The sequence below is a fragment of the Spongiibacter sp. IMCC21906 genome, from assembly GCF_001010805.1.
GTDB lineage: Bacteria > Pseudomonadota > Gammaproteobacteria > Pseudomonadales > Spongiibacteraceae > Spongiibacter.
Genome location: NZ_CP011477.1, coordinates 1,061,267 through 1,087,238, shown reverse-complemented (window position 1 = coordinate 1,087,238; position 25,972 = coordinate 1,061,267). Strand labels below are relative to the sequence as shown.

Annotated in this window: 22 protein-coding genes and 1 tRNA gene; 12 read left to right on the top strand and 11 right to left on the bottom strand. The window is 50.1% G+C overall.

Annotated elements, in window-relative coordinates:
* Positions 1-69 precede the first annotated feature (69 nt).
* The 5 genes from IMCC21906_RS05050 (at position 70) to IMCC21906_RS05030 (ending at position 5,266) form a co-directional block, all read left to right on the top strand.
* Positions 70-1,563, top strand: coding sequence for a cell wall metabolism sensor histidine kinase WalK (locus tag IMCC21906_RS05050; RefSeq protein ID WP_052763373.1), 1,494 nt, complete (start codon positions 70-72; stop codon positions 1,561-1,563).
* A gap of 97 nt (positions 1,564-1,660) precedes the next feature.
* Positions 1,661-2,101 carry a hypothetical protein gene (locus tag IMCC21906_RS05045; protein WP_156165989.1) on the top strand — a complete coding sequence of 147 codons (441 nt, stop codon included), beginning with the start codon at positions 1,661-1,663 and terminating at the stop codon, positions 2,099-2,101.
* 25 nt (positions 2,102-2,126) lie between these two features.
* Positions 2,127-3,488, top strand: coding sequence for a sigma 54-interacting transcriptional regulator (locus IMCC21906_RS05040; protein ID WP_231580318.1), 1,362 nt, complete (start codon positions 2,127-2,129; stop codon positions 3,486-3,488).
* Between the two features lie 119 nt (positions 3,489-3,607).
* Positions 3,608-3,684, top strand: a tRNA-Met gene (locus IMCC21906_RS05035).
* A 508-nt stretch (positions 3,685-4,192) separates the two neighbouring features.
* Positions 4,193-5,266, top strand: coding sequence for a hypothetical protein (locus IMCC21906_RS05030; RefSeq protein WP_047011254.1), 1,074 nt, complete (start codon positions 4,193-4,195; stop codon positions 5,264-5,266).
* Between the two features lie 170 nt (positions 5,267-5,436).
* Here IMCC21906_RS05030 and IMCC21906_RS05025 read toward each other — a convergent pair whose 3' ends face one another.
* Entirely contained in the window at positions 5,437-6,540 is a 1,104-nt protein-coding gene (locus tag IMCC21906_RS05025) for a hypothetical protein (protein WP_047011253.1), read from the bottom strand.
* A gap of 127 nt (positions 6,541-6,667) precedes the next feature.
* On the opposite strand from IMCC21906_RS05025, the gene IMCC21906_RS05020 reads away from it, so the two are divergent.
* Entirely contained in the window at positions 6,668-7,597 is a 930-nt protein-coding gene (locus IMCC21906_RS05020; protein ID WP_047011252.1) for a LysR family transcriptional regulator, read from the top strand.
* Positions 7,598-7,654: 57 nt separating this feature from the next.
* On the opposite strand, the gene IMCC21906_RS05015 is transcribed toward IMCC21906_RS05020, so the two are convergent.
* Both IMCC21906_RS05015 and IMCC21906_RS16245 read right to left on the bottom strand, forming a co-directional pair.
* Complete coding sequence (locus IMCC21906_RS05015) at positions 7,655-9,142, bottom strand: patatin-like phospholipase family protein (protein WP_047011251.1); 1,488 nt, start codon at positions 9,140-9,142, stop codon at positions 7,655-7,657.
* 25 nt (positions 9,143-9,167) lie between these two features.
* Complete coding sequence (locus tag IMCC21906_RS16245; protein ID WP_197085955.1) at positions 9,168-10,397, bottom strand: alpha/beta hydrolase; 1,230 nt, start codon at positions 10,395-10,397, stop codon at positions 9,168-9,170.
* 578 nt (positions 10,398-10,975) lie between these two features.
* Between IMCC21906_RS16245 and IMCC21906_RS05005 the strand changes: the two genes are divergently transcribed.
* The 4 genes from IMCC21906_RS05005 to IMCC21906_RS04990 all read left to right on the top strand — a co-directional run bounded on the left by IMCC21906_RS05005 (position 10,976) and on the right by IMCC21906_RS04990 (position 15,193).
* A complete protein-coding gene (locus IMCC21906_RS05005) occupies positions 10,976-12,283 on the top strand; it encodes an amidohydrolase family protein (protein ID WP_082117358.1) in 1,308 nt (435 codons plus the stop codon).
* 106 nt (positions 12,284-12,389) lie between these two features.
* Positions 12,390-13,253 (top strand): SDR family NAD(P)-dependent oxidoreductase, encoded by an 864-nt coding sequence (locus IMCC21906_RS05000; protein WP_047011250.1) that lies wholly within the window; start codon positions 12,390-12,392, stop codon positions 13,251-13,253.
* A gap of 31 nt (positions 13,254-13,284) precedes the next feature.
* Positions 13,285-14,466, top strand: a complete 1,182-nt coding sequence (locus IMCC21906_RS04995; RefSeq protein WP_047011249.1) for a lipid-transfer protein — start codon at positions 13,285-13,287, stop codon at positions 14,464-14,466.
* Positions 14,467-14,506: 40 nt separating this feature from the next.
* On the top strand, positions 14,507-15,193 hold the full coding sequence (locus tag IMCC21906_RS04990) for an SDR family NAD(P)-dependent oxidoreductase (protein ID WP_047011248.1): 687 nt from the start codon (positions 14,507-14,509) through the stop codon (positions 15,191-15,193).
* Between the two features lie 201 nt (positions 15,194-15,394).
* Here the strand turns inward: IMCC21906_RS04990 and IMCC21906_RS04985 are convergent, their stop codons facing one another.
* The 3 genes from IMCC21906_RS04985 to IMCC21906_RS04975 all read right to left on the bottom strand — a co-directional run bounded on the left by IMCC21906_RS04985 (position 15,395) and on the right by IMCC21906_RS04975 (position 18,285).
* Positions 15,395-16,210 (bottom strand): alpha/beta fold hydrolase, encoded by an 816-nt coding sequence (locus IMCC21906_RS04985; protein WP_047011247.1) that lies wholly within the window; start codon positions 16,208-16,210, stop codon positions 15,395-15,397.
* 84 nt (positions 16,211-16,294) lie between these two features.
* A complete protein-coding gene (locus IMCC21906_RS04980; protein ID WP_047011246.1) occupies positions 16,295-17,086 on the bottom strand; it encodes an enoyl-CoA hydratase/isomerase family protein in 792 nt (263 codons plus the stop codon).
* An 11-nt stretch (positions 17,087-17,097) separates the two neighbouring features.
* Positions 17,098-18,285: an acetyl-CoA C-acyltransferase gene (locus tag IMCC21906_RS04975; RefSeq protein WP_047013147.1), complete on the bottom strand. Its 1,188-nt coding sequence runs from the start codon at positions 18,283-18,285 to the stop codon at positions 17,098-17,100.
* A 213-nt stretch (positions 18,286-18,498) separates the two neighbouring features.
* Here IMCC21906_RS04975 and IMCC21906_RS04970 point away from each other — a divergent pair, with 213 nt between their 5' ends.
* Positions 18,499-19,362 (top strand): alpha/beta fold hydrolase, encoded by an 864-nt coding sequence (locus tag IMCC21906_RS04970; RefSeq protein WP_047011245.1) that lies wholly within the window; start codon positions 18,499-18,501, stop codon positions 19,360-19,362.
* A gap of 426 nt (positions 19,363-19,788) precedes the next feature.
* Positions 19,789-20,682, top strand: coding sequence for a MaoC family dehydratase N-terminal domain-containing protein (locus tag IMCC21906_RS04965; RefSeq protein WP_047011244.1), 894 nt, complete (start codon positions 19,789-19,791; stop codon positions 20,680-20,682).
* A gap of 269 nt (positions 20,683-20,951) precedes the next feature.
* Here IMCC21906_RS04965 and IMCC21906_RS04960 read toward each other — a convergent pair whose 3' ends face one another.
* The 5 genes from IMCC21906_RS04960 to IMCC21906_RS04940 are packed head-to-tail and all read right to left on the bottom strand — an operon-like array spanning position 20,952 to position 25,966.
* The gene (locus tag IMCC21906_RS04960; RefSeq protein ID WP_047011243.1) at positions 20,952-22,178 is read right to left on the bottom strand and encodes an amidohydrolase family protein; all 1,227 of its coding nucleotides are present in this window, start codon (positions 22,176-22,178) and stop codon (positions 20,952-20,954) included.
* Positions 22,179-22,220: 42 nt separating this feature from the next.
* The gene (locus tag IMCC21906_RS04955) at positions 22,221-23,087 is read right to left on the bottom strand and encodes a MaoC/PaaZ C-terminal domain-containing protein (RefSeq protein ID WP_047011242.1); all 867 of its coding nucleotides are present in this window, start codon (positions 23,085-23,087) and stop codon (positions 22,221-22,223) included.
* A gap of 45 nt (positions 23,088-23,132) precedes the next feature.
* Entirely contained in the window at positions 23,133-23,927 is a 795-nt protein-coding gene (locus IMCC21906_RS04950; RefSeq protein WP_047011241.1) for an enoyl-CoA hydratase/isomerase family protein, read from the bottom strand.
* A 59-nt stretch (positions 23,928-23,986) separates the two neighbouring features.
* Positions 23,987-24,784: an enoyl-CoA hydratase/isomerase family protein gene (locus IMCC21906_RS04945; RefSeq protein WP_047011240.1), complete on the bottom strand. Its 798-nt coding sequence runs from the start codon at positions 24,782-24,784 to the stop codon at positions 23,987-23,989.
* A gap of 24 nt (positions 24,785-24,808) precedes the next feature.
* Positions 24,809-25,966: a thiolase gene (locus IMCC21906_RS04940; RefSeq protein WP_047011239.1), complete on the bottom strand. Its 1,158-nt coding sequence runs from the start codon at positions 25,964-25,966 to the stop codon at positions 24,809-24,811.
* Positions 25,967-25,972: the final 6 nt, after the last annotated feature.

Genomic DNA, 25,972 nt, shown 5'->3' with positions numbered 1-25,972 from the left:
AGCAATACTGTCCTAGCCGAATAGGAAACAAAGACATCGGCAAGAAGGACACTCGGGGAGGAGGCAGTTTTGAAAATACCACGACAAATACTGCAACAGCTTCAAGGCTTTGTGGTTTCCAGTCGCTGGTTATCCGTCTACCCACACTCAATGGCACGCTTGGTCTCACTCGGCTTGCTGACCTTAGTTTTAATGTTGGTAGTGGCGCTGGCCTTGGCGGGCGTCTACCTGGAGCGCGCCACGACCAAGGGCCAAAAAGCCGTTATTTTCTCAACGCAAGCCGTTCAATATAGTCTTGCGTTATCGGACCTCACCAAAGACATGGAACGCAGTGCCAGAGTCTATCAAGTACTGGGCAACGATAGCCTGCTGGCCAGCTATTCGCAGTTTCGCAGCCAACTGCAAGTTACTGCAAAGCAGCTTAGCGGGCTGGACCTACCCGAAGCCATCAAAGCCCAAATCACAGCATTGCTCACCCTTGAGCAAGACGCCTTTGCGATTATCTCCACCGCGAAACCCGGGTCAGAGGCTGCCAGCCAGGCGATAGAATCCTTTACCACCATTCGCGATATTGCCAGAACCCTCATTTCAGTGAATAGCCGAGAAGTGGAGATTCGCGTCAATGAGATGAAAGCCACCGCTCGCTCTACCCGCCAAACTCTACTCTGGGAGGGCCTGGCCGCCATCCTCCTTGTTAGCGCTGTCGCTATCTTTGTCATACCGCCGTTAGTACGTTACATCCGAGAACTAGACCAAAGCATTTTGCAAATTGGCCGGGGCAACCTGGATAGGGAAATTAGCCTCCAAGGCCCCAAGGATATCCGTGATTTAGGTGCCAGGTTAGAGTGGCTGCGCCGCCAGCTACTGTTACTGGAAACACAAAAACAACATTTTTTACGCCATTTTTCCCACGAGCTAAAAACACCACTGGCCAGTTTACGCGAAGGTGCCTGTCTTCTGGCGGATGGCGTCGCCGGCCCGATCAACCAAGAGCAAGAAGAGGTTTGCGCAATCTTGCAGCGAAATTGCAGTAGTTTGCAGCAAAACATCGAGGATCTGCTCAAATACAGCGTTTCCATGCAACCCTTCCAAGCGTATGACTATCAACAAATTCGCCTTGATGAGCAAATTACCGGCGTCACTAGGGAACACAATCTCCATATTCGTGCCAAAGAACTGATAATTAAGACGAACCTTGAAGCCGTTACGATTTTAGAAGACGCCGGCAAGATCACCACGGTTCTCGATAACCTGCTGTCAAACGCAGTGAAGTTTTCGCCGCTACGCGGGCAGATCGACATTCACTTATGGCAGGACAGTAATCGCGCCATCGTCGAAGTGACCGACCAAGGGCCCGGTATCGACGAAGAAGAAAAAGAACGCATATTTGACGCGTTCTACAAGGTTAGAAACCCTGAAAATAGAGATGTAGAAGGCTCGGGGCTGGGCCTGTCCATCGCCAAACAATATGCCAATGCACATGGAGGAGACATTGAAGTCATCCACTACCCTCACGGAGCCCGGCTCCGACTTACGCTTCCGCTTCAGCCCAAACTTCAGTAAGCGATACACCAAGGCTGGATTGCTCATAAGCGTACTGCTACTGCAGTCGCTTCTCAGCGCTTGCAGTATGCAGGAAATCAGAGGAATGAAGTCAAGTATGGCATCCACATCAGATGGCCAGCTTTTTGCGCGAAGTGAACTGGGCATTATCAGCTTTGCCAATTACCTCGACAACGTGAGTCATGCCCAAGCCAGCCAAGAACTAAGCCTGGCTCGTAAAAATTATCAGCGCGACAACGACAGTTACAACACGCTTCGCTTAGCTGCAGCGCTCATGCAAACAAGCACCAACACCGCCAATCTGCAGCAAGCAGAAAACATCCTGCATAGCTATGTGAGAAAAGCCAAGCGTAAAACTGGGCTCAGCGCCCTGACATCCAGCTACAACCGTTACGAACCCGTTGCTCAGTTTTTACTGAACCACTTGGAGCAACGCAAAAAAATAGTGGCAGAGAACCTTTCTCTTAAACAAAAAATTGAGCAGCTCATGTTGATCGAAAACAAACTGAGCCAACCTCAAGCCACCACCTTTCGATAAACAGTAAAAAACTGGAGGACATCTAGTGTCAAGGTTAATGGTCGTTGACGATAATAAGGATATTCTTCACTTATTAAAAATGCGCCTGCAGTCATCAGGTCACACCGTTGAAACAGCCGAGAGTGCGGAGCAGGCCTTGGCTTTTGTACCGACGTTTCAACCGCAACTGGTCATTACCGACCTGCGTATGGACGGTATGGATGGCATGGCATTATTTGAAAAACTCAAATTTAACCAGCCATCGCTACCTATCATCATCATTACCGCTCACGGCTCCATTCCCCACGCAATAGAAGCGACAAAACGCGGCGCCTTTAGTTACTTTACCAAACCCTTTGATAGCAACGCGCTGTTAGAAGAAGTCGACAAGGCACTGTCGCTGGCTGGCAATAAAGACAACCAGGGAAACGGTAACGAGTCATCTGCCTTCGCCGAAATCGTTACCCGCAATGCCGATGTACTCGAAGCGCTTCAGCAAGCAAATATGGTAGCGGCCAGCGAAGCCAGTGTACTCATCCAGAGCGAAAGCGGCACCGGCAAAGAGTTACTTGCCTGCGCCATACACAAAGCAAGCCCCAGAGCGGATAAACCCTTTGTGGCTCTGAACTGCAGCTCGGTACCCGACTCATTGCTTGAATCAGAATTATTCGGCCATGTTAAAGGCGCGTTTACCGGCGCAAACCGAGACCACCAAGGTTTAATCCAGGCAGCAGAAGGCGGCACATTATTCTTGGATGAGGTGGGCGACATGCCACTGGAGTTTCAAGTCAAGCTGCTACGGGTATTACAAGAGCGAGAAGTAAGACCTGTCGGCTCTACCGGCAGCAAGCCTATTGATGTGCGTGTCATCTGCGCAACCCATCGAGATCTGGAAGCCTTAATAGAAGAAGGCAGCTTTCGCGAGGACCTCTACTACCGGTTAAATGTCGTCCAGCTAGAGCTCCCCGCCCTACGTGCCCGCAGAGACGACATCCCCCTACTTGCCCAGCATTTTCTGGAACAGCTCTCCCCAAAAGGGAAAGCCCCACGGCATTTCTCCGCTGAAGCCATGGAAGCCCTAGCGTCTGCGTCTTGGCCAGGCAACATCCGTCAACTCCGCAACGTAGTAGAACAAACCATGGTGCTTTCCCACACCACCGTCATTCCTGAAGCCCTGGTCAAACGCGCGCTAAAAAAAGACGACGGCGAAATCGTCCCCTTTGCCGATGCCCGTGACCACTTTGAGCGGGACTACCTCGTTGAAGTCCTCCATATCACCGCTGGCAACGTCACCCAGGCCGCACAACTCGCCCGCCGCAACCGCACCGAATTTTATCGCTTGCTCCGTCGCCACCACCTAGACCCCCACAGCTTTAGAGGTCAACCCAGCGCCAGACAAACCCTTTGAAAGATAAATCAAAGACAAACCGGCTAAGGTGTTGCAATCCCCAAGTCCCATCCCTATAATGCGCAACCTCTGATACAGAGACAGCCAAACGCAAGGCTCAAAAACAGCGTAAAGTCAGTTGCGGGGTGGAGCAGTCTGGTAGCTCGTCGGGCTCATAACCCGAAGGTCGTAGGTTCAAATCCTGCCCCCGCTACCACATTAAAGAACGGCAAATCAGTAACTTACTGGCTTGCCGTTTTTTTTCGTCTATTAACCTTGATCTCTGTGCCCATCCTGTGCCTACAGTGCAACCTCTGCAAAAATCCAGCCCTTCCTACATGACCTTCGGGAACGCTTCTACCCCATGACTAGCAACCACTTCTATGACCTTCGATCACCTCACCACTAATACAGCAACGATAAAATTAGTCTGAAACATTAGAGACTCAAGACCAACCAACACGTCCCCTTATTCCAAACCCACCGTCCTACTTGCCGCTAAAGCACACTGAATAAGAAGCTGACGGTTGCCTGTTAATGCCCGACTCAAGATAACCACGCCAAAGATTGGCTCCGTGTTCATTTTGGGTCTAAACCTGAGCCCAGTTTCCAATCGATGAAATTTTTCGCCTAAATTAAATCTACATCCTTGCGGATATTGAATCCGCCCCACTATAACTGATAATATATCAGCTTTATGGGCAACCCAAAGACGAGTTAGAGCGATGACTGAAATAAAAGCACAAACAAATGTCACACTGGCAGATCAATTAAGCTATGTCGATAAGCTACCCGCCGGTATGCCTTACATGGAGAACAATGGCTTCATGATTATGGGCGAAACAGATGAAGGTGAAGAATTTTCATTTGTTTCCTGTATCTTCCGCGTCGGCGGCGGCAAAGATGGCCCATGGCAAGTCGATGACGTTTACAAAGGTCATACCACCTTTATGGCAGTCCCTAAGGGACACACTGGCGGCATGCAGGACAACCACTTTATCGGCAATCGCACCTGGGCTACCGACCACTGGGAATCTGGCAGTGTAGAACAAGTCGACGACGCAGTAATCTGGACCCTGGGTAACCGCCAACACATCTGTCGTCCTCCCTACTGGGAAATCAAGGGCGAGCATATGGGCATCGAGTTCGACCTGAAACTCACCGGTATCGGCGATGCCCCCTACCACAAGGGCCCCTTTGCCGATCTGGAAAAGAACAACATCGCGGGATTTGAACACCCCATATGTGCAGAAGGCACCATTAAAGCCGAAGGCAAAACCTATCACATCAGCAAAGAAAACACCTTTGGCTGCCAGGAAAAGTTCATCCAGCCAGCGTGGGATCTGGCCGACATTCTGCGCGGTGAAACGTACTACTGGAACTGGTGGGCCTGCGAAAACATACGTGTATTCATTTACTACTACCCGTCAGTGGGCAAAACCTTCAGCCACGTCACCGTTGACGGCGAAGAAATCCAATTCTCCGAAAATGGTCACAGTAATATCACCATGGAAGAGAAGGAGTTCTGGATCGATCCCAAAACCCGTATGCGTGTACCGGTTAAATGGCACTTCAATCTGGAATCTAAGAACGGTGTTATCGATCTGAATATCGAAGCTGCACACCGAACCTTCTACAGCTACCTGACCACCTCGGGCGCCACCATGCACTACGGCCTGCACTCCCACGCCGAAGGCAGCATGAAGCTGACCGATGGTCGCAACTTCGAGCTCAAGGATATGCGTACCTACATCGAACACGGCTGGACAGCAATTCCCCTGAAATCCTACGCTGAGTAGGCAAACGACATCAGATAGCTGTGGCTCCGGAAGTAGTTGGTCCGGAGCTTTTTTATGCGAGCGAAACATTGGATAATTTTTGGCGCTTACCTGCTCTACTGCAAACACTTGGCCTAAAAAAGCCGCTGCAAATGCTTCTGCAGCGGCTTAAGCGAAATCAACAATAAATCCTATCGAACAATCAACGGACTCTTGAAGTTACGTAGATCAGGACTGTAATTGGCGAAGTTAAAGGGCACAACAATGCCAGGTTTGGCGCCACACACAATGGGAATAGCCTGAATCATTGGCATGGCAGTTGCGTAGTAAGCTGGTAGAGTATTATCCCCTTCGCGGTGCTCAAGATTGTCTTCCACCGAGGCCATTAACTGGAACTGCCCCCGTACAGAAACCGGCTCGGCCTCTATTTTAATATTGTAATAGTCACCGCGGTGCAGGCCGTCTGGCAGATCACGCTCATCGACATACCAGATTTCTTCCAGAGTAATAAATTTTTTGCCGTCCACAATGGCATGATAGAGAAAATTCACCCCGTTACGTTTACCTTTTGGCACCGTCAAAGGGATAAGCTTGGTATCTTCCCGGGCAACAAAGTACTTCTTCTCTGACTCGATACGATCGAGCTTGACGCCCATAACATGACAGGTCAGCGCCAGCGTTTCTTCGTAACCACGATCACCGACATTTTCTATCCATGGTTTTTCTGACATATCAGAACCATATCCCAAACCACCCATCATATCGGCACTTTCAATATGACTGTTGTCGGACAATTCCTGGACATGAATATGCTTGATACTGGTAGAGGCCCCAGTAAATGTCGAAATAATTCGCTCATATAACCAGCCCGGGTTCACGCCTGTGCCATGCAAACAACTGCCCCCTTTTTTACAGGCCGCCTCCAGCTTGTCGTGCAACGCTTGTGAATGATAGGCGGGATACCACCACCCTGCGGACGTGACCAGACTTTTACCGGACTCAAGCAAACGACAAGCAATGTTAGTCGCCTCAGAATCCAGATTTAACTCTGTACTCATATTCACTGAAAACAGCACCACATCAGCATCCATCGCAATGATCGCCTCCTGATCGGTGGTCATGCTCAGGCCAATAGCATCCATCCCCAGATACTCACCGACATCAACACCGTTTTTGCTATTGCTGTAAGCCAATACACCCACCAGATCCAGCTCTGGCTTTTTTATTACTTCTTTAATACAAGCGTTACCGACAATTCCCGGTCCCCAAACAATGACTTTATATGGCGCACGCATAACTGACATCCTATTATTTATTTTCAGTACAAGTGATTATATGCTTCTTCACATATAATCCAAATGCAAAAAATGCTAGCTTGCTATGCGACATACTCATAACTAAATAAAGATGCACAACTCACAGATGAAGACGCTCAATTTACAAAAACTGCTCCACGCCCTGATTGTTGCCCAAGAGCATTCTCTCCTTGCAGCAAGCAAGAAACTACATATCACCCAATCGGCGCTAACCAGAAGTATTCAGTCTCTGGAAGATGAGCTAAGCATCAAAATATTCAGGCGCAAATCCACAGGAATAGAACTCACCGCTGAGGGTCAAATTATTATCAACAAGGCGAGTGAATTACTCTCTCAAGCCGGAGAGTTGTATGCAGACGCCCGGGCACTAAGCAGTGGCGCACGCAGTGTATTGCTGTTTGGCATGGACCCCGTTACTGCGGACATTTTCCTTACCGATACTTTAATGGATGTTGTTAAACACTCAAACTTAATGCAAGTACAAGTAAAAGTAGAATCAAGAAGCACCTTGATGAGCTTGCTACAAGATCACAGTATTGATTTTTTTGTCGCGGACATTACCGACTTCAGCAATATTGATATGCGGGATATTCACCTCACCCAATTGAGACAGATTCGCGGTAGTTTTTATGTCAGGCAAGGCCATCCGTTGAGCAACAACACCAAGGTTCCACTTCAGCAAATATACGAATACCACATACTGACGCCAACCAACGTTCATGAAAGTACGTGGGAATCACTGCGTTGGAATAGCATCGATGATGAAGCTTGGCAACGAAAACGCCAAATCGTTTGTCCCAACATCCAAAGCCTGAAAGAGATAACACGCCGGACAAACGCGATATTTGCAACCGCAGATCTAAATGTTAGTACCGAATTTGAAACAGGTGAGTTCCTCAGAATCGACCATCAAGTCGCCAATCATGGTGACCTCAGAACACTCGGCATCCTGTCATTAAAAGCCAGTAATCTCAGCATTCATTCCCAACAGGTAATGACAGATATTATCGAGAAAATACGCGGTAACAATAGCTAAGAGCTTTTCTGCAACACGCCTATTAACTGGGGACGGTTAAACAAATATCCCCCCAACTTACAATAGCGGGTGATGAAGCAAGGCATCGTGGCCAGCTTGATGTATGGCATCAATCTCCAGCCGCTCAAGACAATTGTCGATCTCCTTACTGATCAAACTCGCCATGCGAATCTGTTCTAACTTTGGCCAACTCGCTTCTAATCCCCCCCGGTATATCGCCTCTATTTCACCGTCATTGGCATACTGATACAGCAGATTGCGAAGACGAAGATGTTTTAAACTCAGGGTAATATCAATATCCCCGGCATAGGATTGATCAAGCACTTGGTAGAAACTTGAAAGCATGTAATCAATCGACGAAGTAATGGCCGTTTTTGAAGAAAAACGCCGTACGTTTCTGACCGACTCCTTTAATGCCGAGAAATAAACTCGCTTCACCGAGCGAAAAATATTCTCTTGACTTGAGAAGCCAGGCTCCATGTTAGCTAGCAAACCTGCTGGGTTAATCATGCTGACAATAAAATGATTAACGCCATATAAACGTGCCAGGCGCTTAAACGGCAGATCATCGGCGGTGGAGCCATCTACCCAATAACGCCCAGGCAAATACGCCTTCAGTCGACCGCGCGAATCCTTGGCTTCCAACTGCACCGGTGGTGCCAATCCACTGGGCGACGATGATGCTTTTACCGCTGACCGAATGGTGACATTAGGCGACGTCATCGCGTTCATTAATCGTGATTTTTGATGTTTCTCATGGGGCGCTATCGAGATATTAATATGCCGCCCAGTATGCTCATAGGCCTCTTCAAAGCTCATATCACCCACAAAAGAATCGATCATATCGTCTCTCGCCGATGCCACAACCTGGCTTGAACGCTCCCGAATCAGCTCACTGAATTTAAAAAATCGGCCATCGTATCGCTTGTTTTTAAAATAACCATTTAGCTCCCTGTCACTCAGGGTGCCAATTTGAGCACATACCCAGGAGCCAGCACTGGCACCAGAAATCACTCTGGGCAACAGGTCCTCAGCCAGCAGAGCGTCAACAACGCCATGATGAAAATAAATCAACCCCGCCCCACCGCTTAAGCTAAGCGCTGAACGTCCATAACAATGGCTGGCACGGCGAAAAAAATTGCGCTTTTGCTCTTTGCTGATAACGGCTTCCGGGGCGTCAACCAAACGCCGCAGGGCACTGGCGATAAGCTCGACAAAGTCTACAATCAACTGTTTGGTGCCAAAGCGCGCCCGGGAATATAGCGCCGCACTTCCCATACCGGCCATATTGCCGTGAATACCTTCATTCAAGGTAAACAGGAGTTCTTCATAGTCGCCGTTGTCCAAGCAATCCTGCATACGCCGATAACGCATACTAATCTGGTTGGCATCAAAATATTCACTATCGATGCTAGCTTTCCATTTATTCGCACCAGACAGCTCGTCAAGCTGTCCGGCCAACTCTCGCCATTCATCATAGGTTCCCGCCGTCGCCAATGCAGATTCCAGACGCGACCATCTACTACTAATGGGGAATTTAATCATTGCTACTCCACAATTCGATCTTTTGTTACGACTTTTCAAACGAGGTCGAGCTGACAAACTGCCGATAACAATCTTTCAAAAAATACTGTGTTAATGTATTAACCGCCTCCGCCTGCAGGCAATAGCCCAAATCAAAGGCATGCTGTGCTCCCGGCACCGTTACAAAATAAAAAGGGGCTGTACTCAAAGGGCGCTGAGCATCAACAAACGCATTGGCCTCCGCCACATCTATCATGCAATCTGAGCTACCGTGAATAAGCAAACAGGGCGGAAAATGCCCAGCAACATGATCAATGGGCGAGGCCTGACGCCACAGTTGTTCACCCGCATCAATGGGCCCAACAGGCATCACTTTATCAATCATAAATTGTTTGATTTTGGGATCATTAATGATGTTAAAACGGTCCAGAAAATCGTAGCGGCCATAAAAAGGCACAATAGCCTGAACCCGGGTATCTACTTCCTCAAAACCTTGCTGCAACCCCCGCCGCTCACCACAATCTAACAATCCAGCTAAAGCGCTCAAATGCCCCCCTGCCGATCCACCTGTAAGAGCAATGAAGTTAGCGCTGCCACCATACTCTTCCGCATGAGTCTTCACCCAGGCAATGGCTTTTAACACATCCTCTATCATTGCCGGATAGCGGTGTTCCGGCCCCAGCCGATATTCAATATCTACGACTAGCCAACCCTCGGTGGCCATATCGTGTATTAATGGGCGCCCCATCTGCCCTTTTTTGCCTGCCACCCAGGCGCCGCCATGAATGTGAATCAAGATTGGCATTAGCTCAGAGGTACTCATAGCACTCTTACTAGTGTCTAGACGGTATATATCCAAGCGCTGCTCAGCCAAGTCACCGTAGCTGATATTTTTATCGAGCTGCATTCCACGACGGTTACAGTGCAATACCAACACAGAGCGCCAGATTTTCTGCCAGGAATAATAAAAGTCCCTGCGAGTAGCAATTCCCAAGTCTTCAGCAAAGGTCGCAACCGCCTTGCGAACCTGCAACTGCTTTAGCAAACTCAACGAAGCTGCCAGTGCAGTTACTGCAGAAACAATTGCTACACCAGGCTGATCTCTTCCAGTTAAAAACAGGCTTAATGCTATGATTAAAATCGGCAACGCAAACAATTGCCCTGTGACCGCCAGCAACCAATACAGCGCTGACCACACCTTAAGCTGACGGTATTTCAGTGAAACAACCGAAGATAAAGACAGCAACAAAAGAACACACGCTAAGGCAAAAATCATACGCATTAACCAATATTGTAAAAAAATATAAGCTGCTGTAAAAAGAGGAATATTCAAGGCACCTCTGATTAATTCGGTGATATCTCAAGCTCAGCCAAAAGCGGCTCAACAAGGCGCCGACATGAAGGATGCTGCTTGCCTTTCAAGTGGCGGCAATGCAGTGGATCCGTTTTGGCTAAGCCCCGAGGGGCAGGCCTCTGGCGAACACTGGGCTTCGTTGCGCTACCTCCTGCATCCATGCAGTCGTTCGCATCGCGCCTTGCCAGTGCGCGCCAGAGACTCCGTTGAAACATTACCGAATTAATCAGAGGTGCCTTAACAATAAGCCCTCAAAAATCACCCACACAGCCCACGACTAACCGTAGAACAAGCCGAGGAAGCAGCATAAAACTCTAACGATAGGCGGTTTGATTTCCAGACCAACAACTGACAGTATGTCAATTATTAAGACAACTTAACATAAAAAGCTTTGACAAATTTCGGGGCTATGCGCAAACTATAACTGACTACTAGTTATTTTTTAATCACCAACCAATAAGATCCCTGCCAGCCAAGCTGGCCCGGAAGGAGAAGCCAGTATGAATATGGACGATATGGTCCTGATCAGCGTCGACGATCACTTGATTGAACCGCCAAACATGTTTGATCAACACACCCCTGCCAAATTTAAAGGCCGCATGCCCCACGTTGTGCAAGGCCCACAGGGTGAAGATATGTGGATGATTGGCGACATGCCGGTGCCCAATATTGCCCTTAACGCCGTTGCTGGCCGCCGCCCTGAAGAATACGGCTTTGAACCCACCGGTTTTGCCCAGCTTCGCAAAGGCACCTATGACGTGCATTCTCGTATTGGCGACATGAACGTCAACGGGCAACTTGCAGGCCTGAACTTTCCCTCCTTTGTTGGGGTTGGCGGTCAGACACTAGAAAAAGTACAGGATCGCGAGCTCGGCCTTGCCATTGTTCGCGCCTGGAATGACTGGCATATCGATGAGTGGTGCGGTGCTTACCCCGGTCGCTTCATTCCTGTAGGTATTGTCAGTAACTGGGACCCTATTGCCGCTGCAGAAGAAGTACGCCGCATTGCCAAAAAAGGCTGCTACGCCATTTCTTTCCCGCCCAACCCTTGTTTGAGTAAGCTTCCCAGCCTGCACAACCCATTATGGGATCCATTATGGAAAGCCTGTAGCGATACCGGGGTTGTTGTCTGCCTGCATATTGCCGACGCGTCAAACGCCGTACCGTCAATAGAGTCGCCTGTTGATGTCATGATCGCTAACATGCCGGTTTCCTTATATGCGACCGCAACCGACCTGACATTCTCGCCCATTCTGCGTAAATTCCCAGACATCCGTTTTGCTTTGTCAGAAGGTGGCGTAGGCTGGATTCCGCATTTCCTTGAGCGTATTGACTATGTTCATGAGCGCCATGTTTGGACCAACCAGGACTTTGGCGGCATGAAGCCAAGCGAACTGTTCCTTAAACACGTTTACACCTGCTTCATTGACGATAAAGTCGGCATCAAAGTACGCCACGATGCGGGCCTGTCAAAAATGACCTGGGAGTGTGACTACCCCCACTCAGACTCAACCTGGCCAAAGGCGCCAGAAACACTGTGGCCCAGTATCAAAGACATTCCAGATGAAGAGATCGACATGATCACGCATTTGAATGCCATGAAGGCCTTCCAGTTTGACCCCTTCAAACACATGAAGAAAGAAGACTGCACTGTCGGTGCGCTGCGAGCCCAGGCCAGTGATGTCGACCTGAGCTTCACCAATACTGAAGGTAAAGGAGTTCCCCCCGCTCAGCATACGGGTCCTGTTACCTTTGGCGACGTTACCGGTCAATTAAGCAAAATGCTGGACGTCGGTGCCAAGAGCTAAAAAGCACTCTTCTATCAAGCCCTAGCACTTTAAGCCTGTCCGCCCTCAGCGAGACAGGCTTAACAACAAACACAGAACTGACACTATGTCACTTAATGGAGTTAAGATGGCCCTTCTGGACAATAAAGTTGCGATTATCACTGGCGCTGGCCGCGGCCTTGGCGAAGCCTATGCAAAATCTCTTGCCGAACACGGTGCCGCTGTTGTAGTTAACGATTTAGGTAAAAATGAAAGCGGTGAATTCCTGGCAGAACACGTTGCGCAAACTATTATTGCCAACGGCGGCAAAGCGGCGGCAAACACTGCCGATATTGCAACAATGGCTGGCGGCGCCTCCTTATTAGAAACAGCACTAGAGGCTTTTGGCTCAGCAGATATTCTTATTAATAACGCCGGTATTTTACGGGATAAAAGCTTTCTAAAGCTCACCGAGGCCGACTGGGACAGCGTTTTAGGTGTCAACCTTAAAGGCATGTTTACTGTCACCCAACCAGTTTTTGCCTGGATGAAAGAGAACGGCGGCGGCGTTATTGTGAACACCAGTTCCACCTCTGGCCTGGTGGGCAATTTTGGCCAACTGAATTACGCAGCAGCTAAGGCTGGGGTATTCGGCATGTCCAATGTATTGACCATTGAGGGTGCCAAAGCGGGTATCCGGGTTTGGACCCTAGCTCCTGCCGCTACGTCGGCCTTGACCGCACCTTTAATGAACGACGAACAAAAGCAATTGTTAGACCCGGCCCACGTCGCGGAAGCAATGCTCTATATGGTTAGCGATCTCTCTGGCCAAAAAACCGGCCACTGCCTATTCGCCTCGGGCCAGAGTATCAGGGAGTTAAAGCTGGTATCTGCTGAAGGCATTCGCGGTCGTGGTGAAAACGGTGATTTGACTGCCGAAGGCATTGCCGCAGCAAGCGACGCAATCTTTCTAGATGCACCGAGCTTAACCATTCACGATTTCGCCAAATAAACACGGCACCAAGAACAAATAGGCCTACATTATGAGCAAAGCATTTATCGCCGGTGTCGGCATGGTGAAATTCACCAAGCCCGGTAAAAGCGAAGAGTACGATGTGCTAGGCGCCCAAGCTGCCCGCGCAGCCTTGGACGACGCCGGAATCGACTATCAAGAAGTTCAACAAGCCTATGCTGGATTTGTGTTTGGTGATACCTGCTCAGGACAAACCGCCTTATATTCTGTTGGCTTGACCGGAATCCCGATCATCAACGTCAACAATGCCTGCGCAACAGGCTCTACCGCATTATTCTTAGCTCGCCAGGCGGTTGAGTCCGGCGCAGTAGATGTAGCCCTCGCAGTTGGGTTTGATCAAATGCCCAGTGGCGCCCTTGCCAGCAGCACCAGTGATCGCAAGGCCACAACTGCACGACTCGACAAAACCGTCAGTCTCATCCAGGGATGGGATGACAAGGCCATGCAAGCCGCTCAGTATTTCGGTGGTGCCGGCCGTGAATATATGGAGAAATACGGCGCTAGCGCTGAACTGTTTGGCCGGGTTTCGGTGAAAGCCCGGGATCATGCCCGCCGCAATCCCTACGCCATGTTCACCGACCCGCTTAGCCTCGAGCAAGTTATGAGTTCACCGGCTATATTCGGCCCCCTCACCCGACTGATGTGCTGCCCACCAACCTGCGGTGGCGCCGCCGTGCTGGTCGTCTCTGAACGCTATGCACAAAGGAAAGGTTTAAAGAACCTTATCGAAATTGCGGGCATGGCCTTAACCACAGACACCGATGCCAGCTTTAGCAGCGGCAGCATGATTAACGCTATTGGAGCTGATGCCAGCAGACGCGCAGCAGCTTCTGCGTATGAACAATCTGGCGTTTCTCCAGAAGAAATTGATTTAGTGGAATTACACGACTGTTTTTCCACTAACGAAGTCGTTAGCTATGAAGCCTTGGGACTGTGCCCAGAAGGAGGCGCAGAAAAATTTGTTGTCGAAGGCAACAATACCTATGGCGGCAAGGTGGTAACCAACCCTTCCGGCGGCCTGCTCTCAAAAGGCCACCCCCTGGGGGCAACAGGCTTAGCGCAAATCACCGAATTGACCTGGCATTTACGTGGCACCGCAGGCGAACGCCAAGTCGAAAACGCCAACATAGCGTTACAACATAACATCGGCCTCGGCGGCGCCTGCGTCGTATCGGTTTTAAAACGAGCTTAACCAGCTCGTTAACACTCACAGAATATTAAAGGAATTCAGTATGGCCTTGCTAGACGGAAAAATTATTGTCGTCACCGGTGCCAAAGGCAATCTTGGCGCCACCATGATTACAACCGCCCTGGATGAAGGCGCGACCGTTATTGGTATCGACTACGCCCAAATAGACTTTGAGGCAAAAAACTTTGAGGGTTTTAGTGGTATCGACCTTACTGACGTCGACGCCAGCACCACAGTGTTTACCAAAATCGCAGAAAAATACGGTGCCATTCACGGCCTTGCCAATATCGCCGGTGGCTTTTGCTGGGAGACCCTGGCAGATGGTGAAACCAGCAGCTGGGACAAGATGTTTCGAATCAATGTGCTTACCGCAAGCAATGCCTGCCGTGCCGCTCTTCCCTCACTGACCAAGTCCGCAGGCCGAATTGTAAATATTGGCGCAGCCGGTGCAAGCAAAGCAGGTGCAGGTTTTGGCCCCTACGCAGCATCTAAAGCTGGCGTGGCCAAACTGACTGAATCACTGGCTGAAGAAGGCAAGGCAGACAATGTTTGCGTGAATGCCGTATTGCCCAGTGTTATCGACACCCCTATTAATCGGCGCGACATGCCCGATGCCGATTTTTCCAGCTGGGTAACTCCCAAACAATTATCCGATGTGCTGTGTTTCTTGTTATCGACAAAAGCGGAAGCTATCACCGGTGCCCTTATTCCGGTCACAGGGCGGGTTTAAAATCCCCCCCTACAAACTGCACATTATAAAACACAATGTAGAGCTTCCAATACCTCATTACGGGCGCTATTTACGGCGCCTGCTTCTACAGAGGACTATAAGCCAAGCGCTGTTCTCTCAAACCAACCTCGCACTCCTCCTCTCAAGCCTTTTGTAAACGTCAGCTTATTGATTATTTGTGGCCAATATTTTATCAAGCAGTCACTCGTCAACCAGATCAGAAATACATTTCACCAACCGCTCGGGACACTCCAACATAAGATGATGATGAGCATCCTCAAACACGATGAGTGAACGACAAGCTGCGAGATCTGCAGTTGTTTTTGCCCGGTCATAACTCACCACGCCGCCGGAACCAGCCAGAATAAAATCACATGGTGTTTCCAGCGCCCTCAGCAAATTTTCATCATCGTCACTTGGGTCAAGCATTGGTAGCTGTGGATCATAGCTCCACGACCAACCACCTTCGACTTCCCGCAGTGATGCCTCAGCCAAGGCGACTCGACGCGGCTCTGGAATTGGTTGCCGAGGAGAGGTTCTAAAGCGCTGAACGGCTTCGTGCTTATCTGCATAGACTCGGGTATTACCAATGGGCGCCCCGGCGGGAATATCTTGATCCGGTCCAACCATAAAAAAACTATCCACCAATATTAATTGCCGGACTCGCTCAGGGTTATCACAACAAAAACCCAGCATTTGATAGCCGCCCCAACTGTGAGCCACCGCAATATCCACAACAATATCTAAAACATCGAATACCGCCGCAAGGTCGCGTGCACCCTGCCAGTGATCATAGCGCTCTCGCCACCCACTCAAGCCCATTCCTGAAAATTCCGGCACGACAATACGATAATGCCCGGCAAACGCAGTAACAACTTCATCCCACCAATGTGCATTGGCACGATAGCCATGCACCAACAACATGACCGGACTGTCTGGCGAATAACCCGGCCATTCGAAAACATTGAGGGCAACCCCCTCTGCCTGAACGCGGTGTTGTATCGTTTTTTTATCCATCGCCGTCACAGGCCGCTTCCTTTACTGGATTATGGATGAGTGGCAGGTAAAGGCCTCGCTTTTTCTGAGGCCGCGCAACAATAGCTATCTACCGTGAAACACCGCTTTACGGCGCTCAAAAAAGGCTTCGACTGCTTCACTAAAATCTTCTTCACCAGCGGTAGTCGCAAAAGCCTCTGCTTCTGCATCCAGCTGCTCCGCAAGACCATGACTATGGCTTTGGCGCATTAGCCTTTTAATATTTCTCATCGCCGCAGGGGAGCTATCCGCAATACGCTCAGCTAACTTTTTCGCTTCAAATTCCTGCTGACCTTTATCGGCCAGGCGGTTAATCAACCCCAGATCAAGGGCCTGTTCCGCAGATAAATCATCTGACAGCAGCGCGATTTCAAGGGCTCGACGCGTTCCAACAAGCCGTGGCAAGCTCCAAGAACCAGAGCAATCAGGGCTATTTCCTACCTTTGCATAGGCCATATTAAACACGGTCCCCTGTTCCGCCACCGCGAGGTCGGCAGCCATCGCCAGACTCATTCCCGCCCCGGCCACCGCACCGTGCAAACTGACAATTACGACTTGGGGCAGGCTTGCCATTAAACTCACCGCCTCGTGAATGGGCTCTATCAAGGCATTAGCGGCTGCCTCCTTATTATCAGCCTGGCGAAAATAATTAAGGTCGCCACCCGCCATAAAAGCCCGGCCCTCACCGCGCAAGATAACCGCGCGAACATTGCTGTTCTGTGCCAATGCCGAAAAAATATCTCGTAGTTCAATTGCCATCTCCACGGTAATGGCATTCAGTGCCTGGGCGCGGTTAAAACAAACGTCGGCAATGGCCCCATTAATCGTCAATAGCACCAGTGGATTCGCATCACTCATAAATATAACCCTCAGGAAAATACTTCAAACAGACCCGCTGCACCCATACCGCCACCAATACACATCGACACCACCGCATACTTAACTCCACGGCGTCGACCTTCAATTAACGCGTGCCCCACCATGCGCGCACCACTCATGCCATAAGGATGGCCCATGGCAATAGCGCCACCATTGACGTTGTAGCGCTCAGGATCAATACCCAAAGCATCCCGACAGTAAAGACACTGTACGGCGAAGGCTTCGTTTAATTCCCATAAGCCGATATCGTCAATATTCAGCCCATGTCGAGCTAATAATTTAGGAATGGCATAAACAGGGCCAATGCCCATTTCCTCTGGTGCATTGCCCATAACAGCCATTCCGATATAACGGCCTAATGGCGCCAAGTCACGCCTCGCTGCCTCACCTGCTTCCATTACCACACAGGCCGAGGCACCATCTGATAACTGACTGGCATTACCTGCCGTGACGCAACCGCCTTCAACGACCGGTTGCAACGCTTCCAAACCAGCTAAAGTCGTATTGGGACGACAACCTTCATCGCCTTCAATCGTCACTTCGCGATAGCTAACTTCTCCGCTCTCTCTGTTCTTAACAGCCTGAGTCACAGTGACCGGAACAATCTCCTGATCAAAACGCCCCTCAGCCTGAGCTGCAGCCATCCGCAATTGGGACTGCAAGCTATAAGCATCTTGTCGGGCACGACTTACCCGGTATTTTTTAGCGACAAACTCAGCCGTTTCCAGCATAGGCATATACGCGTGCTTATGGAATTTCAATACTGCGGGATCGCGCTCTTCTCGCGCCCATTGAAAATAAGGTGCGTTCATGGCGGTAATATTTTCTACGCCGCCAGCCAATACCACATTCATTCCATCGGCAATAACTTGTCGCGAGGCAATCGCAATCGCCATTAACCCCGATGAACACTGACGATCAACTGTCTGTGACGGCACCGTCACAGGCAGGCCTGCTGCCAGAGTCGAAGCCCGAGCTACGTTTAAGCCCTGAGTCCCCGCCGTTAAAACGCAACCCAAAATTAAATCTTCAATCTCCTCTCCAGCCAGACCGGCACGCTCTACCGCCGCGCGTATTGCCGCAGCAGCAATACTCGGCGACTTACTGTTATTAAATGCCCCTTTGTAAGCTTTGCTAATGGGTGTTCGAGCTGTTGCCACTATTACCGCGTCGCGCACATTACCTCCTGGGGATTGACTGGCGAGCTGTATATCAATAGCATAAACTAACATATAGTCATTTATTGGCGCAATCATTGTCCACAATGGGAAATGGTTCTGTGACGTAAAATATCAAATAAATGTGTTAGCAAGACAAGCAATAACTAAGAAGATATTCTTTAATTAAAAGCAGGAACTGCGGCAAAAAAACGACCAGGGAAGCCTTCAATAATGCAAAACACCAACAATCAAAGCGTCCCCCAAAACCTGGAGTTCAAGGGCAAAAAACAACTTAAACTCAAAGCAGACCGCTTTGGGCCGAGTAGCGCCCCCACCGTTATTCTGCTGCATGGTGGCGGTCAAACCCGGCAATCCTGGCAGTCAACTGCAAACACCCTCGCTAACGCGGGCTATTGCGCTATCAGCATTGATTTACGCGGCCACGGTGAATCTGAATGGGCCAGCGATGGTGACTACCAATTTGAATCCATGCTGGAAGACCTTGACGCCTGCTGCAAACAAACAGGCAAATCGGTGATACTTGTCGGGGCCTCCATTGGCGGCGCCCTATCGCTATTGCTGGCAGCACAACGCCCTGAGCTGTGCCACGGACTGGTGCTTGTCGATGTCAGCCCCACCATAGAAATTGCTGGCGCCCAAGGAATCGTCAATTTTATGCAAGCCCACCCCGAAGGCTTCAGCACTTTACATGACGCCCAGCAAAGCATCGCCAAACACAACCCCCACCGACAGCAACAGTCCAGTCAGTCCGGCCTCAAGCGTGTACTTCGGCAACGCAAAGATGGCCGTTGGGTTTGGCACTGGGACCCCGCCTTTATTGCCGGTGACTGGCAAGATAAGGTCAAAGAGCTCAGTGCAAGTATGCAAAACGCGGCCCCAAGAATTACCCAGCCCTGCCTGTTGATACGCGGGCAATTAAGCACCATTGTCAGTATGGAAAGCGTTGCCGACTTAAAGCGAGATATTCCCCAACTGGATTTTGTAGATATTAAAGGTGCGGGGCATATGGTTGCAGGCGATCGCAACGATATGGCAAGTGCAGCACTTCTCAATTTTCTCAAGAAATTAACTTAGGGCCTGCTAACACTAATTGAACGGTCACTGCGGGCCATTACGCTACCCAGCCAAGCAGTAGCTTCAAGTTCTTGTTATCGCCAATTGTATTAACAGCGCAATTAAGCAAAGGCGTTATAAATCTCTATTAGACAAGCCCGTCCTAGTCGGCTCATATCGTGACTCGATCCACTTGCCTGCCGTCTGAAAATGTACTCCCGCCTCCGCAGCAGCTACCAAAATCACACCTAACACCCCAAATAACAAACATACAATCAGCCATCAAAACCGACACCAACATCCCAATATTTTAATATATTCCTTTGATTATAGACCTTTAACTAAATTATTAACTTCATAACTGATACATTATAAGTTATTATTAAAGCAACAAGACCGAACTCGCGCGCCGGTATTATCAAGCGCGACTTATTGAGACAGAATGTTATGAGCGCAGCAGACACTAAAAGCCATCCCACGCAATTAGATTACGATACCGTGATGAACTGGCCGTTTGAGTCACTTACCGAGTCTTATAACAGAAGCGATTGCATTGCCTATGCGCTGGGAATCGCCGCCGGTGGCAATCCCGCTATAGCCTCCGAAGAAACCCAATACATTCGCAACGACGACACACTTAAAGCCCTGCCAATGATGTCAATTGTTTTGAATGAAGGCAGCATGTGGACAATGGATCCAGCAACAGGCATCGACTGGCGAAAAACCTTACATGCCGAAGAATCCATTACTATTCACAAACCCATTGCCAGTGCGGCGACACTCACTGCCAATTATCATGTCGAGGAAGTTTACGATCGCGGCCATGGCAAGGGCGCCTTTATGTATGAACATCGTGTGCTCAGCGATGACGACAACAGCCCCGTTGCTACCATTCGCATCGGCACTTTTCTTGTCGGCAACGGCGGCTTTGGTGGTAGCGCAACAAACACCCCGGCCCCTGTAAAAGTGCCCACTGATCGCAGCCCCGATCAACAGCTGGACTTGGCAACCCCTGGCCGTGACAACACCCGCTATCACCTTGGCGAACAATTTGTGGGCGCACTAAAAGATACGCCAGGTGCTGAGGGAAAACCTCCGCTACGAGGAGTTTGCGCCTTTGGTGTTGCTGGTCGCGCGCTGTTACACATGGCTTGTGCTAACCAGCCAGATCGACTGTTGCACATGGGTCTGCGCTATAAAGCGCCGATATTTGCAGATGAAACTCTGCGGACCGAAATCTGGTATGACGCTCAACCCGGCAAAGCGTACTTCCGAGTTATCTGCATTGAACGGGATGCAGTGGTGATGGATAACGGTATTCTGGAGTTTAAACTCGAATAAAGGTGAAAAGACCGTTTGTACACAACCCCCTATTCATCGGTCTGACCACAAGCATTTCGTATTGAGGATAAAAGCACAACGTGTCATCGCCCCGACCTAAAGTGCTCGCGCTGCTTGCAGAGCCAACGCTTTCTCATTTGCAAACATCGAACTACGATTTTTTGCACACTCGCGGCCCGCTGAATTATCACGGTTTAAATCACAGCAATAAAAAACACGCTGATCAGGCCCTAGCCTCGCCAAACTACAGGGCCTATTAAGCAGACATATTAGTCCCGCGAACCTTTCAGCAAGCCCTGCAAATTCTCGCTCATTATTTTACGAATGCTATTTTTGGGCAATACCGAAAACTCACTCAGGTAATCTAAAGGTTGAGGCAAGCCTTCGGGGTGAGGAAAGTCACTGCCAAACAAAATTCGTTCGACGGGAATCAACTTCGCCAACTCACTGATATTATCTTCGTAAAATGGCACCACAAAAATATGCTGGCGAAATTGCGCTACTGGGTGCCGTTTAAAATAAGTGGGCATCTGACCATACACCCGCTCCAGACGATGCAGCAAAGAAGGCAGCCAGTGCGCTCCATTTTCCACCGACACCACCCGCACATTGGGAAAACGCTCGAACACCCCGTGGCAAATCAGCGCAGATAAGCTATCGCTAATCGCCCGCCCTAAGGCATCCAAACAAGCTTTAAACGGCGTTGGCTCAAAGGGAATCCACTCTTTAGCCCCGCCTTCCCAGCGGCGGCTCATATCGTCATAACCAGAGTCCGAAGCGTGCAGACACACAAAGATACCCGCTTCGTTTACCCGAGCCCAAAAGGGATCAAACTCCCGATCACCAGGCGAACGACCACCTAAAGGCCCCGGCACAGGGGCCGGGCGAATACCGACCACCCTCACACCCCGTTGAAGTGCAATGTCCAATTCTTTAACAGCCAGATCGACATCAGACAAATTGATCATGGCAACGGGGTAGAGACGCTTGCTGCGAGAAAATCCCCACTCATCTTCAACCCAGCTATTCAAGGAAGAGAATAATGCGGCGATGGATTCCGGCTTATGCCCCAAGCGCGCCTCGACCACCGAGGCCAAAGTTGGAAACACCATTGAGGCATGTATGCCTTGCTGATCCAGCTCCAGCAGCTTGCCTCTGCCCGTTCGCCAGGGCTCTGGTGGCGATAGCGGTTTACCACTGAGCTCACGCATTGATAAGCCCTCGTGATTTTGGCCCCGATACCATTTTTCGTGAGCACCTGGAGCGGCAACCACCGCAAAGTCCGGGTTGGGAATATAGTCAGTAATCACCCCATCAATAGCTAATTTTTTACGACCTTTGATATCGATGAATTGAAAATCTTTTGCAAATTGCCTGGGCAGGTAGCGAAGAAAAGCTTCCTCACTTTCGTAAAGATGGCTGTCAGCATCCCATACCGGAAAATCTATATCGCTGATGGTAACGCTGGCAGCACTATCTAAATTTTTATCACTCATATCTTACCCATCAAAATTAACTATTATTATTAGCCGCGAAAATTAACTCACTGGCCGTAGTGAGACAAAGCCATTATCAATGGCATGGGCATCGCGGCCATCGATAGACACCCGAAAGTAGATTCCTTCAGCCTCGTTCCATACCTCAGTGCGCAAGGTTTCACCTGGATAGACCGGGGCACTGAACCGACAGTCCATACTCAACATACGTTTCGGCTCATGGTCACAACACAGTTTGATCACACTGGCACATGCCACACCAAAACTGGCCAACCCCTGCAAGATGGGACGTTCAAATCCCGCCTTGGTGGCAATGTCAGGATCAGCATGCAAAGGATTCATATCGCCATTCAGGCGATACAGCAATGCCATTTGCAGCGAGGTCTGCTGAACATCAATCGCATCTGCTGACCGCTGGGGAATACGGTGAACCACAGGCTTAAGTGCTTCATTTCCCCCCATGCCACCATCGCCACGGCAGAACATAGTCTGTACCATCGTGCAATACAGGGTGCCGTTTTGCCGATCGATAAGCTGACGCTCAAAGTAGACCAACGCGCCTTTTCCCTCACCCTTATCAATCACATCTACAATGCGACTGCGGGCGACAATATCAGCATCGCTGGGCAAGGGCTCATGCAGAGTCATAGACTGGCCCGCATGAAGAATCTTTACCCAGTCCAGGCCGCTGTCGAGATCCCGCGCCCAAAATCCAGGATGAGCCAACGTCATTGACAAACTGGGCAGCACTTTCAGGTTTTTTTCGTAAACAAAATCCAGCTCAACTGAGTCCATGGGATTACTACCCAGGCCCAGACTCAAGGCATAAAGCTGGCAGTCTTTGGCTGTGTAATGCACCGTTTTTTCCGGCACGTTCAAAGCCAGTAATTTTTCATAGCTTGTCGCCATGGTTATTTATTCCCTGTCAGTGAAACTTGGCCCAGCTACTCAATTTTATTTACCTTTAAACACTGGTTTACGTTTTTCAAAAAACGCCGCCACACCTTCCTGATGATCTTCGCTGAGATACAGCGCGGGCTGGTAATCCACCTCTGCTCGCAGGGCATCTTCCAACGAGGAAAAACCTTTGGCATAGGCCGCCTTAACTAAAGCGATAGGCATAGGGGCCGCACTGCAGAACTCCTTGGCCCGTGCAAAAGCAACATCAATCGCATTACCCTTGGCGGCACTGAAATCGACTAAACCCAATGCTTGCGCTGCAGGCTGGCCCAAAACCTCAGCACTGAAAAACAATTGCTTAGCCTTGGCTACACCCACTCGCTGGGCCAATGTCCACATCAGTCCCATGTCGGGCACTAAGCCTACTTTATTGAAGACCGCACACATCGAGCTGCCCTCGGCAGCCACTACCACATCACTGGCCAGGGCCAGTGACAGCCCCAGACCAAAGGCCACCCCCTCAATAGCACAGATGACAGGCTTGGGACCCGCCGCAAGCAGGCGCACAATCTGGTGGGCAAATTCAATGCGCTGACGCGAACCCAGAATCGGTCTGTCTGCCTGCATGGCAGAGACATCGCCACCGGCACAGAAATGCCCGCCACGACCGCTGAGCACAATCGCACGACAATCTTCATCCGCATGAACCTGCCGTAGCGTATCTATCAACAAACCTGTCATTTCGCGACTTAGGGCATTGCGACGCTTGGGATTATTCAATTGTATATGCGTGACCTGTCCCTGCTTCTGCAGGGTGATGGGGCTATCCGATGACATCATTTCACTCATGGCACTTCTCGAAAAAACAATAACTAAACGACAAACTGAAGCCTGCCGTTTAGTCTTTCTTATTTGCCTTGAAAAACGGGTTTGCGGCGCTCACGGAAGGCATTAATCGCCTCTTGGTGATCTTCAGTCTGACCAGCAATATGCTCATAGGCCATCCCCGCATCCATCATGCTGTGAGCCAATTGCTTGAGGGGAATATTCACTACCTGTTTGGTCCAGCGCACCGATTGTATTGGCATAGCCAATAAGCGGTCGCAGTAGGCATCCACTGCCGCGTCCAACTCTTCCGGAGCAAGCGCCTTGTGAATCAAGCCCATTTCCTGGGCTTCTTTGCCTTTGATCACGTCACCAGTAAACAGGTAATGCTTGGCACGGGCATAACCCATCAGCTGCGGCCAAATTACGCTGCCACCATCACCGGCCATAAGCGCAACGTTGTTGTGCGGGTCGCCAAATTTAGCCGCTTCCGTTGAAAAGGTAATATCAGCCAAGAAAGACAAAGTGGTGCCCAAGCCAATCGCGTCGCCGTTGACCTTACAAATTACCGGCTTTTCACAATCCAGCAGCGTGAACACAAAGCGCTTGGCTTCGCGAATGGTGCGGTGCATCAGCTCGGGGTTATCCCTCAGCTTTTGCATATACTCCAAATCGCCGCCCGCAGTGAAGGCGCGACCCGCCCCCGTCACTACAATAATCTCGCTCTCTAAATCTTCCGCAGCGTCAAAAAACACCCGGGACAATTCGCGGTGCCCCTCTTCACTAAACGCATTTAACTTTTCGGGGTTATTGAGAATAATATTAAGCACCTTGCCGCGACGCTCAAACTTGAAAAATTCATAACGATCAAAAAAAGACATATTGCTCACTCCGTTGCGAGATTTTTATAATGTCGACTCAGTGCCTAAGACCAATGTTGCTTCACTGGACAAGGTGCCACCATTACCATGAGAGACGGCGAGCTGGGCATTGGCAACTTGCCGCCGTCCCGCTTCACCACGTAATTGCATGCAGTTTTCTATAATAGTAAACAAGCCGTACATACCAGGATGACAGCAAGACAAACCACCCCCATTGGTATTGACCGGAAGGCTGCCCCCTGGGGCGATAGCACCGCCAGCAACAAAGTTGCCGCCCTCACCCTTAGGGCAAAAACCCAGGTCTTCCAAAAACAAAATAGTGTTGATTGAAAACGCATCGTAAACGTTCACCACATCAACATCCGCAGGCTTATATCCAGATAATGCGAAAGCCCGCTGCCCCGATTCCGCAGCCGGGGTCACCGTAAGGTTTTCCATTTGATCGACATTGGAGTGCCATACCGCCGCTGCACCGCCGAGTAAATACACCGGCTTTTTCACCAAATCTTTGGCGCGGTCGGCCCGGGTCATCACAATAGCCGCACCACCATCGGTGATCAGGCAGCAATCGGTTTTACGCAATGGATCCGACACCATGCGGGAACTCAGGCAATCTTCAATCGTCAATTCACCCTTGCCAAACATAAAGGCATCGGGGTTTAAATTTGCCCAAGCCCGGGCCGCCACAGCGACCTCGGCCAGATGAGTTTCGGTGGTGCCAAATTCATACATATGCCGGGCCGCAGCCAAGGCATAAGAGGACAAGGGGTTCATTGGCCGATACGGTTTTTCATACGGTGACGCCTGACGCATCGACACCAATCCGCCCGCACCAGTGCGTTGATTACTGCCGTAGCAAATCAAGGCAGTATCGATATAGCCCATTTCGAGCAAGATCGCGGCATTAATGGCGTGGGAGAAAAACGCCGAGCCACCAGTGCGATTATTGTCAGTAAAACGCGGACGAATACCCAAATACTCCGCCGCCGCCAAACCGGACAAAGCATCGTCGCCAGTGCATACAAATAATCCGTCAACATCACTTAATTTTAAATTGGCATCGGCCAGAGCCAGATGAGCAGAGCGTGCCACCAGATCCATCGGCTTATAGCCATGCGCCTCGCCCATGCCAAAGGTGGCAGCGCCCACAATCGCGGATTTCCCACGGGGAAATTTTTCCATCCTACT

What these genes read in the sequence shown, in the direction of transcription:
- IMCC21906_RS04990 (WP_047011248.1), top strand. Translation starts at nt 14,507, where the DNA reads ATGGCCTTGCTAGACGGAAAAATTATTGTCGTCACCGGTGCCAAAGGC.
- IMCC21906_RS04995 (WP_047011249.1), top strand. Translation starts at nt 13,285, where the DNA reads ATGAGCAAAGCATTTATCGCCGGTGTCGGCATGGTGAAATTCACCAAG.
- IMCC21906_RS16245 (WP_197085955.1), bottom strand. Translation starts at nt 10,397, where the DNA reads ATGATTTTTGCCTTAGCGTGTGTTCTTTTGTTGCTGTCTTTATCTTCG.
- IMCC21906_RS05045 (WP_156165989.1), top strand. Translation starts at nt 1,661, where the DNA reads ATGGCATCCACATCAGATGGCCAGCTTTTTGCGCGAAGTGAACTGGGC.
- IMCC21906_RS05000 (WP_047011250.1), top strand. Translation starts at nt 12,390, where the DNA reads ATGGCCCTTCTGGACAATAAAGTTGCGATTATCACTGGCGCTGGCCGC.
- IMCC21906_RS04940 (WP_047011239.1), bottom strand. Translation starts at nt 25,966, where the DNA reads ATGGAAAAATTTCCCCGTGGGAAATCCGCGATTGTGGGCGCTGCCACC.
- IMCC21906_RS04980 (WP_047011246.1), bottom strand. Translation starts at nt 17,086, where the DNA reads ATGAGTGATGCGAATCCACTGGTGCTATTGACGATTAATGGGGCCATT.
- IMCC21906_RS04965 (WP_047011244.1), top strand. Translation starts at nt 19,789, where the DNA reads ATGAGCGCAGCAGACACTAAAAGCCATCCCACGCAATTAGATTACGAT.
- IMCC21906_RS05005 (WP_082117358.1), top strand. Translation starts at nt 10,976, where the DNA reads ATGAATATGGACGATATGGTCCTGATCAGCGTCGACGATCACTTGATT.
- IMCC21906_RS04950 (WP_047011241.1), bottom strand. Translation starts at nt 23,927, where the DNA reads ATGAGTGAAATGATGTCATCGGATAGCCCCATCACCCTGCAGAAGCAG.
- IMCC21906_RS04955 (WP_047011242.1), bottom strand. Translation starts at nt 23,087, where the DNA reads ATGGCGACAAGCTATGAAAAATTACTGGCTTTGAACGTGCCGGAAAAA.
- IMCC21906_RS04960 (WP_047011243.1), bottom strand. Translation starts at nt 22,178, where the DNA reads ATGAGTGATAAAAATTTAGATAGTGCTGCCAGCGTTACCATCAGCGAT.
- IMCC21906_RS05020 (WP_047011252.1), top strand. Translation starts at nt 6,668, where the DNA reads ATGAAGACGCTCAATTTACAAAAACTGCTCCACGCCCTGATTGTTGCC.
- IMCC21906_RS04970 (WP_047011245.1), top strand. Translation starts at nt 18,499, where the DNA reads ATGCAAAACACCAACAATCAAAGCGTCCCCCAAAACCTGGAGTTCAAG.
- IMCC21906_RS04985 (WP_047011247.1), bottom strand. Translation starts at nt 16,210, where the DNA reads ATGGATAAAAAAACGATACAACACCGCGTTCAGGCAGAGGGGGTTGCC.
- IMCC21906_RS05025 (WP_047011253.1), bottom strand. Translation starts at nt 6,540, where the DNA reads ATGCGTGCGCCATATAAAGTCATTGTTTGGGGACCGGGAATTGTCGGT.
- IMCC21906_RS05030 (WP_047011254.1), top strand. Translation starts at nt 4,193, where the DNA reads ATGACTGAAATAAAAGCACAAACAAATGTCACACTGGCAGATCAATTA.
- IMCC21906_RS05015 (WP_047011251.1), bottom strand. Translation starts at nt 9,142, where the DNA reads ATGATTAAATTCCCCATTAGTAGTAGATGGTCGCGTCTGGAATCTGCA.
- IMCC21906_RS04945 (WP_047011240.1), bottom strand. Translation starts at nt 24,784, where the DNA reads ATGTCTTTTTTTGATCGTTATGAATTTTTCAAGTTTGAGCGTCGCGGC.